This is a genomic window from Halomonas sp. A40-4 (genome assembly GCF_015767635.1).
In the GTDB taxonomy this organism is placed as follows: Bacteria; Pseudomonadota; Gammaproteobacteria; order Pseudomonadales; family Halomonadaceae; genus Vreelandella; species Vreelandella janggokensis.
Genome location: NZ_CP065230.1, coordinates 528,366 through 542,161 on the forward strand (window position 1 = coordinate 528,366; position 13,796 = coordinate 542,161).

General features: G+C 59.7%; 11 protein-coding genes. 10 read left to right on the forward strand and 1 reads right to left on the reverse strand.

What is annotated here, in order from left to right; all coding sequences use genetic code 11:
• Positions 1 to 9: 9 nt before the first annotated feature.
• The 5 genes from lpxB to tilS all read left to right on the forward strand — a co-directional run bounded on the left by lpxB (position 10) and on the right by tilS (position 7,643).
• Positions 10 to 1,194 carry a lipid-A-disaccharide synthase gene (gene lpxB, locus IT895_RS02575; RefSeq protein ID WP_199284596.1) on the forward strand — a complete coding sequence of 395 codons (1,185 nt, stop codon included), beginning with the start codon at positions 10 to 12 and terminating at the stop codon, positions 1,192 to 1,194.
• Positions 1,184 to 1,801, forward strand: a complete 618-nt coding sequence (gene rnhB / locus IT895_RS02580) for a ribonuclease HII (protein WP_085918351.1) — start codon at positions 1,184 to 1,186, stop codon at positions 1,799 to 1,801. The genes lpxB and rnhB overlap by 11 nt, the downstream gene beginning before the upstream one ends.
• A 36-nt stretch (positions 1,802 to 1,837) precedes the next feature.
• The gene (dnaE, locus tag IT895_RS02585; protein ID WP_085918352.1) at positions 1,838 to 5,341 is read left to right on the forward strand and encodes a DNA polymerase III subunit alpha; all 3,504 of its coding nucleotides are present in this window, start codon (positions 1,838 to 1,840) and stop codon (positions 5,339 to 5,341) included.
• Between the two features lie 99 nt (positions 5,342 to 5,440).
• A complete protein-coding gene (gene accA / locus IT895_RS02590; RefSeq protein WP_085918353.1) occupies positions 5,441 to 6,397 on the forward strand; it encodes an acetyl-CoA carboxylase carboxyl transferase subunit alpha in 957 nt (318 codons plus the stop codon).
• Positions 6,378 to 7,643, forward strand: coding sequence for a tRNA lysidine(34) synthetase TilS (gene tilS / locus IT895_RS02595; RefSeq protein ID WP_199284597.1), 1,266 nt, complete (start codon positions 6,378 to 6,380; stop codon positions 7,641 to 7,643). The genes accA and tilS overlap by 20 nt, the downstream gene beginning before the upstream one ends.
• Here the strand turns inward: tilS and ppx are convergent.
• Positions 7,630 to 9,186, reverse strand: coding sequence for an exopolyphosphatase (ppx, locus tag IT895_RS02600; protein WP_199284598.1), 1,557 nt, complete (start codon positions 9,184 to 9,186; stop codon positions 7,630 to 7,632). The two genes, tilS and ppx, sit on opposite strands and share 14 nt — an antisense overlap.
• 483 nt (positions 9,187 to 9,669) lie before the next feature.
• Here ppx and rho point away from each other — a divergent pair, with 483 nt between their 5' ends.
• From rho to IT895_RS02620, 5 genes are all read left to right on the forward strand, one after another.
• On the forward strand, positions 9,670 to 10,929 hold the full coding sequence (gene rho / locus IT895_RS02605; RefSeq protein ID WP_066322024.1) for a transcription termination factor Rho: 1,260 nt from the start codon (positions 9,670 to 9,672) through the stop codon (positions 10,927 to 10,929).
• Positions 10,930 to 10,979: 50 nt separating this feature from the next.
• Positions 10,980 to 12,482, forward strand: coding sequence for a 4-hydroxy-3-polyprenylbenzoate decarboxylase (ubiD, locus tag IT895_RS02610; protein ID WP_085918356.1), 1,503 nt, complete (start codon positions 10,980 to 10,982; stop codon positions 12,480 to 12,482).
• Between the two features lie 37 nt (positions 12,483 to 12,519).
• Positions 12,520 to 13,260: an NAD(P)H-flavin reductase gene (locus IT895_RS02615; protein WP_085918357.1), complete on the forward strand. Its 741-nt coding sequence runs from the start codon at positions 12,520 to 12,522 to the stop codon at positions 13,258 to 13,260.
• Positions 13,261 to 13,362: 102 nt separating this feature from the next.
• A complete protein-coding gene (locus tag IT895_RS19490) occupies positions 13,363 to 13,488 on the forward strand; it encodes a hypothetical protein (protein ID WP_267905860.1) in 126 nt (41 codons plus the stop codon).
• 132 nt (positions 13,489 to 13,620) lie between these two features.
• Positions 13,621 to 13,794 (forward strand): hypothetical protein, encoded by a 174-nt coding sequence (locus IT895_RS02620; protein ID WP_176243656.1) that lies wholly within the window; start codon positions 13,621 to 13,623, stop codon positions 13,792 to 13,794.
• The last annotated feature ends 2 nt before the right edge of the window (positions 13,795 to 13,796 follow it).

A 13,796-nucleotide genomic window follows, 5' to 3' on the forward strand; every position in this document is an offset into this window, starting at 1 on the left:
GCGGTTTTCATGCAACCACAGCGCATTTACCTGGTAGCAGGCGAGCTTTCCGGCGATATCCTCGGCGCGGGGCTGATGCGCGAACTCAATGCACGCCACCCGGGTGTTGAGTTTCGCGGCATCGGCGGCCCGCGCATGGAGGCTCAGGGACTCACTAGTCGCTTCCCCCTCGAAACCCTGTCAGTGATGGGGCTGGTGGAAGTCATCAAGCACTTGCCTGAGCTTCTTCGCGTACGCCGGACGCTACGTGAAGAAGCCATCGCCTGGCAGCCCGATATCATGATCGGCATCGACGCCCCCGACTTCAATATCGGCCTTGAGAAGCAGCTTCGCGAAACGGGCATAACGACGGCGCATTATGTCAGTCCGTCGGTATGGGCGTGGCGGCAAGGCCGGGTAAAAAAGATCGCCAAAGCCGTGGACGGCATGCTGACGCTGTTGCCCTTTGAAGCGGCTTTCTATCGCCGTCATCAGGTGCCGGTTGCTTTCGTGGGTCACCCGCTAGCCGATGAACTGCCGCTCGAGAACGATCGGTCAAGCATCCGTCAATCACTTGGTCTGGACGAGCAGGCGCCGGTACTGGCGCTGCTACCCGGGTCAAGGGGCAATGAGATACGCTTTTTAGGCGCGACCTTCTTGCAAGCGGCCGAGACGCTCTGCCAACAGCATCGCACACTCCAGGTGGTGATTCCGGCGGCCAGCGCACAGCGACGTGACGAAATTGATCAGCTCTTGGACGTCTATCCAGCGCTTGGCGAACGCGTGTTGTTACTCGATGGTCAGGCCCGCGAGGCGATGGTAGCAAGCGATGCCGTACTGTTGGCGTCAGGCACCGCTGCGCTGGAGGCCATGCTGTGCCACCGCGCCATGGTGGTGGCCTACAAAATGGCTCCGGTGACGCACTGGCTGGCCAAGCGGCTGGTCAAGACATCCTGGGTGTCATTACCCAACCTGATTGCTCAGCAGTCGATTGTGCCTGAACTGATACAGGACGATGCCTCACCTGAGGCGATTGCCGAGCAGCTCAGCGCGTTATTGACCGACGATGCGGGTCGGCACGCATTGGAAGCCCGCTTTGCCTCAATGCACCAGGCGCTTCAGCGGAATGCCAGCCGCCGAGCGGCAGATGCCATCGACGCGCTGGTCGCCGGTCAGCCATTAGCCGTACAGGATGACAGCATCGATGGGTGTTAAAGCAATCGATTTTCCACCACTGCAGATTGACTATGCCGGTGAGCGCCTGGCAGGGGTCGATGAAGTGGGCAGGGGGCCGCTGGTAGGCAGTGTGGTAGCCGCCGCCGTGATCCTTGATCCTGCCAGGCCCATCGATGGTCTGACCGACTCCAAAAAGCTGACGGCGCGCAGGCGGGAAGCACTGGATAACTTGATTCGCGAGCATGCACTGGCGTTTACGGTGGCCGAGGCCAGCGCCGCCGAGGTGGACCAGCTCAATATTTATCATGCCACGCACCTGGCCATGCGACGGGCCATCGATGGTCTCGCTCCGGCGGCTGAGTACTTGCTGGTGGACGGAAATCGGCTGCCGGGTCATGTGCTACCCGGTCAGGCGGTCGTCAAAGGCGATGCCCGGCATCCGGCAATAGCGGCGGCGTCTATTTTGGCCAAGGTTGCCCGGGATGCCCAGATGGTTGCCCTGGATATGCGCTATCCTGAGTATGGGTTTGCGCGCCACAAGGGCTATCCAACCCGAGAGCATCTATCAGCGCTTGCGGTTCATGGACCATTAGCCGACCATCGACGAAGCTTTGCGCCGGTGCAGCGCCAGTTAGCACTGCTGTAGCCTTTCTATTTACTCAGCGTTTTTACCGAGAGTCTCATGACGGTTCCGTTCGTTCATCTACGTTTGCACAGTGAATATTCCCTGGTCGATGGCTTGGTCAAGCTCAAGTCCCTGGTCAGCACGACCGCTGAGCGCGAGATGCCAGCGCTGGCGCTGACCGACGAAGCCAACCTGTTTGGTCTGGTAAAGTTTTATAAGGCTGCCCAGGGCGCTGGTCTGAAGCCTATTATCGGCAGCGACTTGTGGCTGCATAATCCCCACGACGAGGCGCACCCCTACCGGCTGACGCTGCTGGCGATGAACGATATCGGTTATCGCAATTTGACCGAACTGATTTCCAGAGGCTGGACCGACGGCCAGCGGCAGGGCCGTGCCATTCTGGATAAACAGTGGGTGCTTTCACAAAGTGAAGGACTGATTGCGCTGTCTGGGGCGCGCGATGGTGAAATAGGCCGCCACCTGCTTTCCGACCACGAGCGCGAAGCACGTGGGTTGCTGGAGGAGTGGCAGCAGGCGTTCCCCGACCGTTTCTACCTTGAGCTCATCCGCACCGGGCGGCCCCTGGAAGAAGACTGTGTGCATGCCAGCGTGAAACTGGCGATTGACACCCAGACACCGGTGGTGGCGACCAACGATGTGCGTTTCCTGGAGCGCGATGACTATTGGGCCCATGAAACACGCGTGGCGATCGGTGAAGGCAAGGCGCTTGATGACCCGCGGCGCGAGCGTCGCTATACCGAAGAGCAGTATCTCAAAAGCCCTGCCGAGATGGCCGAGCTGTTTGCCGACATTCCCGAGGCGCTGGAAAACAGCGTGATGATCGCCGAGCGCTGCAGCGTCGACGTGCGGCTCGGTGAGATATTCCTGCCCGAGTTCGAAATTCCCGAGGGCATGACCCAGGACGAGTTTTTCCGCAAGATTTCCCACGATGGTCTCACGGACCGGCTGGATTTTTTGTACCCCGCCGAGCGTTACCCGCGCGACGGTGATGAGTACAAGGCAATCGACCAGCGCTATCGTGAGCGGCTCGATTTCGAGTTGAACATCATCATCCAGATGGGCTTTCCCGGTTACTTCCTGATCGTGATGGACTTTATCCAGTGGGCCAAGGACAACAATGTTCCGGTAGGGCCCGGTCGCGGTTCCGGTGCGGGTTCACTGGTGGCCTACGCGCAGAAGATCACCGACCTTGATCCCATCGGTTACGATCTGCTTTTCGAGCGGTTCCTGAACCCCGAGCGGGTTTCCATGCCCGACTTTGACGTCGACTTCTGCATGGAGAAGCGCGACCGCGTCATCGAGTACGTGGCCGACCGCTATGGGCGTGATGCGGTATCGCAGATTGTCACCTTTGGCACCATGGCCGCCAAGGCGGTGGTGCGCGACGTCGCTCGCGCCCAGGGCAAGCCCTATTCGCTGGGCGACAAACTCTCCAAGCTGATTCCCTTTGAAGTGGGCATGACGCTCGATAAGGCGATCGAGCAGGAAGCGGCGCTGAAAGAATTTATCGACAGCGATGAAGAAGCTGAAGAAATCTGGGAAATGGCCCTCAAGCTGGAGGGCACCACCCGGGGCACCGGCAAGCACGCCGGGGGCGTGGTGATCGCGCCTACCAAGCTCACCGACTTTTCGCCGTTGCTCTGCGATGAGGACGGTTCGGGCCTGATGGTGCAGTTCGATAAAAACGATATCGAAGACGCCGGGCTGGTGAAGTTCGACTTTCTGGGGCTGCGCACGCTGACCATTATCGACTGGGCGCTGGAAATGGTCGACAAGGTGCGCGAAGCCAACGACCAGGGGCCGCTCAATATCGACGCCATTCCCCTGGACGATGGCAAGACCTTCGAGATGCTCAAGCGTGCCGAGACCACGGCGGTGTTCCAGCTGGAATCCCGCGGCATGAAGGAACTGATCAAGCGCCTGTTGCCCGATTCACTCGACGACATGATCGCCCTGGTGGCGCTGTTCCGCCCCGGCCCGCTGCAGTCGGGCATGGTGGACGACTTTATCAACCGCAAGCACGGCCGCGCGGAAGTATCTTATCCACACCCTGATTACCAGCACGAGCTGTTGAAAACGGTGCTGGCTCCCACTTATGGCATCATCCTGTACCAGGAACAGGTCATGCAGATCGCCCAGGTGATGGCGGGCTACACGCTCGGCCAGGCCGACATGCTGCGCCGGGCGATGGGCAAGAAAAAGCCCGAGGAAATGGCCAAGCAGCGCGCCGGCTTCATGGAAGGCTGCGCCGCCAACGGCATTGATAAAGACCTGGCGGGCAATATCTTTGATCTGGTAGAGAAGTTTGCTGGTTACGGCTTCAACAAGTCGCACTCGGCCGCCTACGCACTGGTCTCGTACCAGACCGCCTGGCTCAAGGCGCACTACCCGGGGCCCTTCATGGCGGCGGTGATGTCCACGGAAATGGACAATCTGGATAAGGTTGTGCCGCTGATTGAAGAGTGCCGAAACCTCAAGCTGACAGTGACCCCACCGGACGTCAATGTGGGCGGCTACAAGTTCACCGTCGACATTGAGGGCCGCGTGGTATACGGACTGGGGGCGATTCGTGGCGTTGGTGAGGGTCCGATTGGCGCCATCGTTGATGCTCGTGAGGCAGGCGGCGCATTCAGCGACCTCTTCGATTTCTGCAAGCGTATTGACCCCAAACGCATGAACAAGCGCACGCTGGAAGCGCTGATCCGCTCCGGCGCGCTGGATAATCTGGGACCGAATCGCGCCGTGCTAGCCGCTGCCATGGAAGACGCTCTCAAGGCCGCCGCGCAAAATCACACCAACCAGAACCTGGGTATGCTGGATATGTTCGGCGAGGCGTTTGCCGCTGAAGAAGAGGCGGTAGATGTCTACGCTGAATACCGCCACGTCCGTGAATGGACCGACCGCGAACGGCTGTCCGGTGAGAAAGATACCCTCGGCCTTTATCTGACAGGCCACCCGATTGACGAGTACGAGCGTGAATTAAAGCGCTTTGTATCGACGCGGATCAGCGATTTAAAAGCGTCCTGGGAGCCCCAGCGTATCGCTGGTTTGGTGGTGGCCATGCGCACCATGAAATCAAAGCGCGGCGATACCATGGCGTTTATCACCCTGGATGACCGCACCGGGCGCATCGAGGCCTCGCTATTTGGCGAGCTGTTCGAACAATTGCGTGGGCAAATCGCCGCCGATGAAGTGGTGATTATCGAAGGTGAGGTGTCCAACGATGACTTCTCCGGTGGGCTCAAGCTGCGCGGCAAGGATGTCACGCCCATGGTGGCGGCTCGCGCCCGCTTTGGTCAGGCAGTGGAGTTGGCACTGGATGCCCAGCAGCTCAACGGCCGTCTGGTCGAGAGCTTGCGCGCCAGCCTGTCACCATTTCGCGACGAGGCCGGGTTGCCTGTCCGCCTGCAGTATCGACACCCCGATGCCGTGGGCTGGCTGGAACTGGCGGATGAATGGAAGGTCGCCCCCAGCGATGATTTGCTGCTCACCCTGCGCGATGTCCAGGGGCAGGTGGGTGTCCAGCTACGGTACAAGTAATGCGCGTTCTTCGTGGTGCCTTGCGTGATAGGGTCAGGGTGCGATAATGGCGTCATACATGCGCGTTTCGACAAGGCTTATTTTTAACAGGCAGAGCCGATGAATCCTAATTATCTCGATTTTGAACAGCCCATTGCCGAGCTTCAGGCAAAAATTGAAGAGCTGCGTCTGGTCAGTTCCGATAGCCAGGTCAATCTTTCCGACGAAATCGCCCGGCTGGAAGAGAAAAGCCGCAAGCTGACGGAGTCGATTTTCAAGGATTTGACCCCTTGGCAGGTGTCCCAGCTGTCGCGCCACCCCCAGCGCCCCTACACGCTTGATTACCTTGAGCATATCTTCAGCGACTTTGACGAGCTGCACGGCGATCGCAATTTCGGCGATGATGCCGCCCTCGTCGGCGGTGTGGCGCGCCTGGATGATAAGCCTGTCATGGTGATCGGCCACCAGAAGGGCCGCGACGTGAAGGAAAAGGTGCGGCGCAATTTTGGTATGCCGCGTCCCGAAGGCTACCGCAAGGCCTGCCGACTGATGGAAATGGCCGAGCGTTTCAAGATGCCGGTGCTGACCTTTATCGACACGCCGGGGGCCTACCCGGGGATCGACGCCGAAGAGCGCGGTCAGTCCGAGGCGATTGCCTACAACCTGGCGGTCATGTCGCGCCTGAAGACGCCAATTATCTCCACGGTGGTCGGTGAGGGCGGTTCCGGCGGCGCACTGGCGATTGGTGTGTGCGATGAACTGCAGATGCTGCAGTACTCGACCTATTCGGTGATCTCTCCGGAAGGCTGCGCGTCGATTCTGTGGAAGAGCGCCGACAAGGCTTCAGACGCTGCTCAGGCGATGGGCATTACCGCCGAGCGCTTGAAAGAGCTGGGTTTTGTCGACTCGCTGATCAAGGAGCCGTTGGGTGGCGCGCACCGGCATCCGGTGACGACGTCCGAACGCATCAAGGAAGCATTGACGGCGAGCATCGACCGGCTGCAACAGATGGATACCGAGGCGCTACTGGCGCGTCGCTATGACCGCCTGATGAGTTATGGCGCCCCAGCCGCCTGAATCGCTGGTTGGCCTGCTCAATGACGCCCTGGTGGAAACCCCACCGGGGCGATCTATTTGGGTGGCCGTCTCCGGCGGACTGGATTCGTCGCTACTTTTGACACTGGCCGCGGACGCCTGCCGAAAGGCCCGACGTCGCCTACGAGCGCTGCACGTCAATCATGCGTTGCAACCCGCCGCCGACGCGTTTGAAGCGCACTGCCAGGCGTTGTGTGCCAGGCTCGGCGTGCCCCTCACGGTGGCCAGGGTAACGGTCGAACGCCAGGGCGAAGGGCTTGAAGGTGCTGCTCGCCGGGCGCGCCTGGCCGCCTTTCGACAGCATATCCCGCCTGGCGATACACTCTGGCTGGCGCAGCATCAGGACGATCAGGCTGAAACGCTGCTGCTGGCCGCGATGCGTGGTAGCGGGGTTCGCGGACTCGCCGCTATGCCCTATCGCCGTGACTGGCAGGGCATCACCCTGTTGCGTCCCTGGCTTGATATAGGTCGTGATCAGCTCGCCGAAACGGCCAGGGCCATGCAGCTAGCTTGGTGCGACGACCCGACCAACGACGACGTTGCCCTGGACCGCAACCTGCTGCGCCACCAGGTAGTGCCGCGACTTGAAGCGCGCTGGCCTGCAGCACGCCGGGCGCTATCGCAAAGCGCCCGCCTCGCGGGAGAAGCCGACGCCTTGTTGGCCGCCTACGCCGGTGAAGAACTGCAAACCCTGCAAGAGGGTGATGGTCTGAACGTGACCGCGTTGCGCTCACGCGACCGCCCTCGCCAGCGCCTGCTGGTGCGCACATTGTGTCAGCAGGCGGGCTTGCCCACGCCGCCGCGAGAGCGTCTGGAAACCCTGCTTGATCAACTGATGGCCGGGCGCGACGCTCAGGTGCGCGTCACTTGGCCGGGGGCCTACGCCCGGGTGTGGCGAGAGCGATTGTTTGTGATGCCGCCGTTAGAGAGCCCGCTACCCTGGCAAATCACCTGGAACGGTCAGCCGGGCATCGACACGCCGCTGGGTCCGCTTGCGCTGACGCTCGATACCGACCAGCCGGTGACGCTGCGCTGGCGCCAGGGAGGCGAGGTGATTCGACTGCCAAAGCGAGGCCGCCGGGCGGTAAAGCGGCTGTTGCAAGAAGCCCACTTGCCGCCCTGGCAGCGCGAGTGGATAGTCATGGTGATGCAAGAAGATGAATGTCTGGGCGTGATTCAGCCGCCCGCCACCATCTTGTGGCGGGCGGACGGCGTCAGGTTGGGCTAATGGGGTGCTCAACAAGATGCAGGCTGAACCCCGCCGTCTCCATGTAGCCTTGTTCCTGTTCCAGATCTGTGCTCAACAGTGTTGGCTCGTCGCTTTCAGGCAGCGTGATCGTCAATTGATCACCGTTGGCGCTTACCTCGGGGAGCGGCGGGGCGTGTTCAGGCCGTGAATGGTTGAACAACACCGCCAGCCGCAGTAGGCGCGCCAGCTTGGCGCTTTGTGCCTGCTGGCTTTTAGGCATCGCCTGCCACTCTTTTAGGGGGAATTTGCGCCGGTGGGCGCGGACTAAAAACGCCAGCAGTTGCTGTTCCGGGCGGGAAAAGCCGGCCAGATCCGAATGTTCAATCAGGTAAGCGCCGTGGCGGTGAAACTGGCTGTGGGAAATGGCCAGGCCAATTTCGTGTACGTGACTCGCCCAGCGTAAATAACGCCTGAGTGAGTCGTTCAGCGACCAGTCACCTTGGAGGGCATCAAATAATCGACTGGCGGTATCCGCCACGTTGTCTGCCTGCCGGTTATCCACGTCATAGGTGCGCTTTAGAACGTCGAGGCTTTTTGAGCGGGTATCTTCGGCGCTATTACGCCCCGCCATGTCATACAGCACTCCCTCGCGCAGGGCGCCGTCGGCAAAGCGCATCTGCTCAAGGTCGAAGGCTTCGAAAATAGCGCTCAATATGGCGATCCCGGCAGGAAACACCTTGGCGCGGTCAGACTTCAAACCGTCGAGCTCGACCTTATCGAGCCGTTTGCACTTGATAAGCCGTTCGCGCAGCTTTTTCAGGCCGCTGCGGGTAATCAGGCCCTCCTGAGTCGTGTCGCCATAGGCGAAGAGCACGCTGGCCGCTGCCTTGATCGTGCCGCTGGAGCCCACCGGGTCGTCCCAGCCCAGGCGCTGATAAGGTCGCTGAATATTGGCCAGCTCCGAAAGTGCCGCCAGCTCGGCACGGCGCATGCGCTTTTCGCTGAGCTCGCCTTCGGGGAAAAAGCGCCGCGAAAAGGTCACGCAGCCCATGCGCAGACTCTCCAGCGCTCTGGGCTCAAAGGCCTCGCCGATGATGAACTCGGTGGACCCACCGCCGATATCGACAATCAAGCGACGACCGTTTTCCGCCAGGGCATGGGCAGCACCCAGGTAGATCAGGCGGGCTTCTTCGCGGCCGGCAATTATCTCGATGGGGTGACCAAGCTGGGCCTCGGCGCGTTCGATAAAGGCCTGGCTGTTATGCGCATCGCGCAGCGCATTGGTTCCCACAATACGCAAATGTTGCTGGGTAATACCGGTAAGGAACGGTGCAAACCGTCCCAAACAATCCAACGCCCGTTGAATGGCGGCCTCACTGAGCTGGCCCTCCTCATCCAAACCGGCGGCAAGCTGGACCTTTTCGCCGAGGCGTGCCACGACTTGAAGGCGCTCATTCTGGTAGTTGGCCACCAGCAGATGAAAGCTGTTCGACCCAATGTCGATGGCCGCTAAACGTTGTGGTGCCCCGTTGTCGGCCGCTGCGTCAGCGGCATCAGTGGGGAGCGAAATGTCCTTGGGCATGAGCTATCCTTCGTGTTGACTGACCCAAGGTTGCGGTGGGCTTTATTTATTGTCAATTGCCAAAAGCTTGCGTTTGACGCGGGGGTTGACTAACATCGAGCTACTGGCTTGATACGACCGGATTTACCCATATATTACCCAGGTCGCCCCAGGCATCATTTAGCGCTGTAACTGGCGCAATTGCGCGGTGAAGCTTTTGACTATCGCGTACAATGATGTCGGCCAGATGTCCAAGTCGTCAGATAGCCCGCTGGCCCAGCCGTTCCTGTGCTGACCAGACTTATCAGCACTAGCACCCTCGAACTGAGCCACCATTGATCATGTGGTTAACAAGTCTCAGTCTAGCCCCTTTATTCGAGTGAGTGCCTTCTTCGGGGTCTGAACGCATCACACGGCGCCTAGCCATATAATCAAGAGCTACGCCTCCTGTCCTATTTAGGCGCTTAGCGCCCAGCTTTCATGAGCAACTTTCTAATCACACCGATGAATCTCACTGAACTCAAGCAAAAAACCGTTCCCGAGCTGCTCGATATCGCCCGTGAAATGGGTATCGATAACTTGGCCCGTTCGCGCAAGCAGGACATCATCTTCGCCATCCTCAAGAAGCACGCCAAAAGCGGCGAGGATATCTACGGCGATGGGGTGCTGGAAATTCTTCAGGATGGCTTTGGCTTTTTGCGCAGCGCCGACAGCTCTTATCTCGCCGGGCCGGACGATATCTATGTCTCGCCCTCGCAAATCCGTCGCTTTAATCTGCGTAAAGGCGACTCCATCTCGGGCAAGATCCGGCCGCCCAAAGAGGGCGAGCGTTATTTTGCGCTGCTCAAGGTCAGCCAGATCAACTTTGACCGCCCGGAAAACGCCAAGCACAAGATTCTCTTCGAGAACCTGACGCCGCTGTTTCCGGACGATCGCCTGCGCATGGAAATCGGTAATGGTTCCACCGAGGATCTGACCTCGCGGATCATCGACCTGACAGCGCCGATCGGCAAAGGTCAGCGTGGCCTGCTGGTGTCACCGCCCAAAGCGGGTAAGACACTGATGTTGCAGAACATCGCCACCTCGATCACGCGCAATAACCCCGAATGTCATTTGATCGTCCTGTTGATCGATGAGCGCCCCGAGGAAGTGACCGAGATGTCGCGCACCGTGCGTGGCGAAGTGGTCGCCTCAACCTTCGATGAGCCGCCCGCCCGACATGTGCAGGTGGCCGAGATGGTCATCGAGAAAGCCAAGCGGCTGGTCGAGCACAAAAAGGACGTGGTGATTCTGCTTGATTCCATCACCCGCCTGGCGCGTGCTTACAACACCGTGGTGCCAAGCTCGGGTAAAGTGCTGACCGGCGGTGTGGATGCTCACGCGCTCGAGAAGCCCAAACGCTTCTTCGGTGCGGCGCGTAATATCGAAGAGGGCGGCAGCCTGACGATTATTGCCACGGCCCTGGTAGATACCGGTTCGAAAATGGACGAAGTCATTTTCGAGGAATTCAAGGGCACCGGTAACATGGAAGCGCACCTGGACCGTAAACTGGCTGAAAAACGCGTCTTCCCGGCGATCAATATCCGTCGCAGCGGCACGCGTCGTGAAGACCTGCTGGCCTCCGAAGAAGAGATGCAGCGCATGTGGATATTGCGCAAGCTGTTGAATCCTATGGAGGACACCGCTGCCACCGAGTTCCTGATTGACCGCTTGAAAGATACCAAGACCAATCTGGAGTTTTTTGACGCGATGAAGCGCCGCTAAGGTTTCCTCAAACAGGCCTAGCGGCATGATGGCCAGCCAGGGAGTGTGCATTGAAGTACCATGATTTGCGCGAGTTCATCACGGCTCTTGAGGCCCAAGGCGAACTGAAGCGAATTACCGCTGAAGTTGATCCCTATCTGGAAATTACCGAAATCTGCGACCGCACGCTGCGTGCCGGTGGCCCGGCGCTGCTGTTCGAAAACGTCAAGGGTCACGACATGCCGCTGCTGGGCAACTTGTTCGGCACGCCCAAACGGGTAGCGCTGGGCATGGGGCAGGAGTCGGTCGAGGCGCTGCGCGAAGTTGGCAAGCTGCTGGCCTTTTTGAAAGAGCCCGACCCACCCAAGGGACTTAAAGACGCCTGGAGCAAGCTGCCCATCTTCAAGCAGGTGCTCAGCATGGGCCCCAAGCAGGTCAAGCGCGCGCCGGTGCAGGAGATTGTGTTCGAGGGAGATGAGGTCGACCTGGGTCGTCTGCCCATCCAGCACTGCTGGCCTGGCGACGCAGCGCCGCTGGTGACCTGGCCGTTGGTGATCACCCAGGGGCCGCATAAAAAGCGCCAGAACCTGGGGATCTACCGCCAGCAGAAGATCGCCAAAAATCGCCTGATCATGCGCTGGCTATCCCATCGCGGAGGAGCGCTGGATTTTCAGGAATTTCAAAAGGCGCACCCGGGCGAGCCGTTCCCTGTGGCGGTCGCCCTCGGCGCCGACCCGGCGACCATCCTGGGCGCAGTGACCCCGGTACCCGATACACTGTCCGAGTATGCCTTTGCCGGGTTGTTGCGTGGTTCGCGCACCGAGCTGGTGAAATGTGGTCACGCCGAACTGGACGTGCCTGCCTCGGCGGAAATTATCCTCGAAGGCTTCATCTATCCCGACGATATGGCGCCTGAAGGCCCCTACGGGGATCACACCGGGTATTATAACGAGGTCGACCACTTCCCGGTGTTTACCGTGACGCGCATGACCATGCGCCGTGACGCAATCTATCATTCGACCTACACCGGCAGGCCACCGGACGAGCCCGCCATCCTGGGCGTGGCGCTCAACGAAGTGTTTGTGCCCATTCTGCACAAGCAATTCCCTGAAATTATCGACTTCTACCTGCCCCCTGAAGGCTGTTCCTATCGCATGGCGGTGGTCACCATGAAGAAACAGTACCCCGGCCACGCCAAGCGCGTGATGATGGGGGTATGGAGTTTTTTACGCCAGTTCATGTACACCAAGTTTGTTATCGTGCTGGATGATGATGTGGACGCGCGTAATTGGGAAGATGTCATGTGGGCCATCACCACGCGTATGGATCCGGCCCGTGATACCGTCATGGTGGAAAACACCCCGATCGATTATCTCGATTTTGCGTCTCCCGTGTCGGGGCTGGGGTCGAAAATGGGCCTGGACGCCACCAACAAGTGGCCGGGGGAAACCGATCGTGAGTGGGGCACGCCCATCGTGATGGATGAAGATATCAAGGCCCGGGTCGATGCGCGTTGGGAAAGCCTGGGTATCGATATTCCCTTGCCGTCACCGCGCAAAGGCAGCGGCGCTTAGCCAGTATCCCGACTGATTTTTAACCAAAGAGGCTTTCATGAGTGCAAGGATGTTGACTTGCCAGGTCACGGCCGTCGAGGACCTCAATCCCGACGTATTCGGTGTCACCCTTGAAGGGCGCGCCGAGGCCATGCAGCACGCGCCAGGACAATATTTAGAGCTCAAGCTCGATGAGTCGACCTGGGTACCCTTTTCGATCGCCAGCGCCGAGCGTGGCGACGGTATCCTGGAGTTGCACATTCAGCACTGGCCTGAGCGAGAAAACTCGGCGCGTCTGCGGGAGCTTTTGCAGGTCGCCAATCAACTGACCGTGCGGCTCCCCGGTGGGGATTGCGTTCTGGATGCCCAAAGCACGCGCCCGCTATGGTTGATTGCGGCAGGTACCGGCTTCGCGCAAATGAAGGCAATCATTGAAGCATCGCTGAAAACCCAGCCTGAGCGCCGGATCTCTCTGTGGTGGGCGGTGCGTGAGCATCGCGATCTGTACGCCGAGGTGCTGGCCTGCGACTGGGCACAGCGTTATCCCAATGTCGACTTTCAGGCCGTCACCGAGTTTCCGCTGACGGAACCGATGGCCCCCGGCGAGCGCATTAGCCACCATCAGGGGCGTATAGACCTGGCGCTTGAACAGGCATCCATGACGCCCAGCGAATGGGACGTCTATATTTCCGGCTCGCCCGGTATGGTGTATGCCTGCATGGACGTGCTGGAGCGCAAGGGACTCGCTGAGGACCGGGTGTTCTCAGACGTGTTCTCCTACGCACCGCGCAACCAATAGCCCTTGGCGACGAGTTGCTATTCGCGGCGCATGCAGGCAAGATAAGTTCATAGATTGCAACATTCGGCCCGCATCCGGCCAATATTTCCATCGGGACGCTTTATGTCATCATCACGCGCTACATTAACGACTGATCGCCTGCCAGGAATGGCGGGTGGAAGCTGCGTGCAAGGCGTCCTTGGTTATGGCTATTGGTTTAGCGACGGTGTGCCGATGGCCGACGCCTAACGTCGCGCCTGCAGGCACACCCCAAGGGTTGCCTGCCGACTGCAAAGAAGCCCCGGCTGGTAACCCCACCGGGGCTTCTTGCGTTTCGAGCGTTCTTTCTTGTTCACAGGTATTTCATTAAGGAGCTGACCCATGACCTATCGCGATTTTGTCCACACCATGGTGAACCGCTATCCCGGCTACCGCTATGGCTGGCGATTTAGCGACGCGCGGTCGGTGACAGCTGCCACCTCCGACTGTGCCCTGGCAGGTGGCGCGCTGGATACACGATGTCATGGTCGATGTCAGACCCCTACGGAGAGTTAACC

What these genes read in the sequence shown, in the direction of transcription:
- rho (WP_066322024.1), top strand. Translation starts at nt 9,670, where the DNA reads ATGAATCTCACTGAACTCAAGCAAAAAACCGTTCCCGAGCTGCTCGAT.
- tilS (WP_199284597.1), top strand. Translation starts at nt 6,378, where the DNA reads ATGGCGCCCCAGCCGCCTGAATCGCTGGTTGGCCTGCTCAATGACGCC.
- lpxB (WP_199284596.1), top strand. Translation starts at nt 10, where the DNA reads ATGCAACCACAGCGCATTTACCTGGTAGCAGGCGAGCTTTCCGGCGAT.
- IT895_RS02620 (WP_176243656.1), top strand. Translation starts at nt 13,621, where the DNA reads ATGACCTATCGCGATTTTGTCCACACCATGGTGAACCGCTATCCCGGC.
- IT895_RS02615 (WP_085918357.1), top strand. Translation starts at nt 12,520, where the DNA reads ATGAGTGCAAGGATGTTGACTTGCCAGGTCACGGCCGTCGAGGACCTC.
- IT895_RS19490 (WP_267905860.1), top strand. Translation starts at nt 13,363, where the DNA reads ATGTCATCATCACGCGCTACATTAACGACTGATCGCCTGCCAGGAATG.
- dnaE (WP_085918352.1), top strand. Translation starts at nt 1,838, where the DNA reads ATGACGGTTCCGTTCGTTCATCTACGTTTGCACAGTGAATATTCCCTG.
- accA (WP_085918353.1), top strand. Translation starts at nt 5,441, where the DNA reads ATGAATCCTAATTATCTCGATTTTGAACAGCCCATTGCCGAGCTTCAG.
- ppx (WP_199284598.1), bottom strand. Translation starts at nt 9,186, where the DNA reads ATGCCCAAGGACATTTCGCTCCCCACTGATGCCGCTGACGCAGCGGCC.
- rnhB (WP_085918351.1), top strand. Translation starts at nt 1,184, where the DNA reads ATGGGTGTTAAAGCAATCGATTTTCCACCACTGCAGATTGACTATGCC.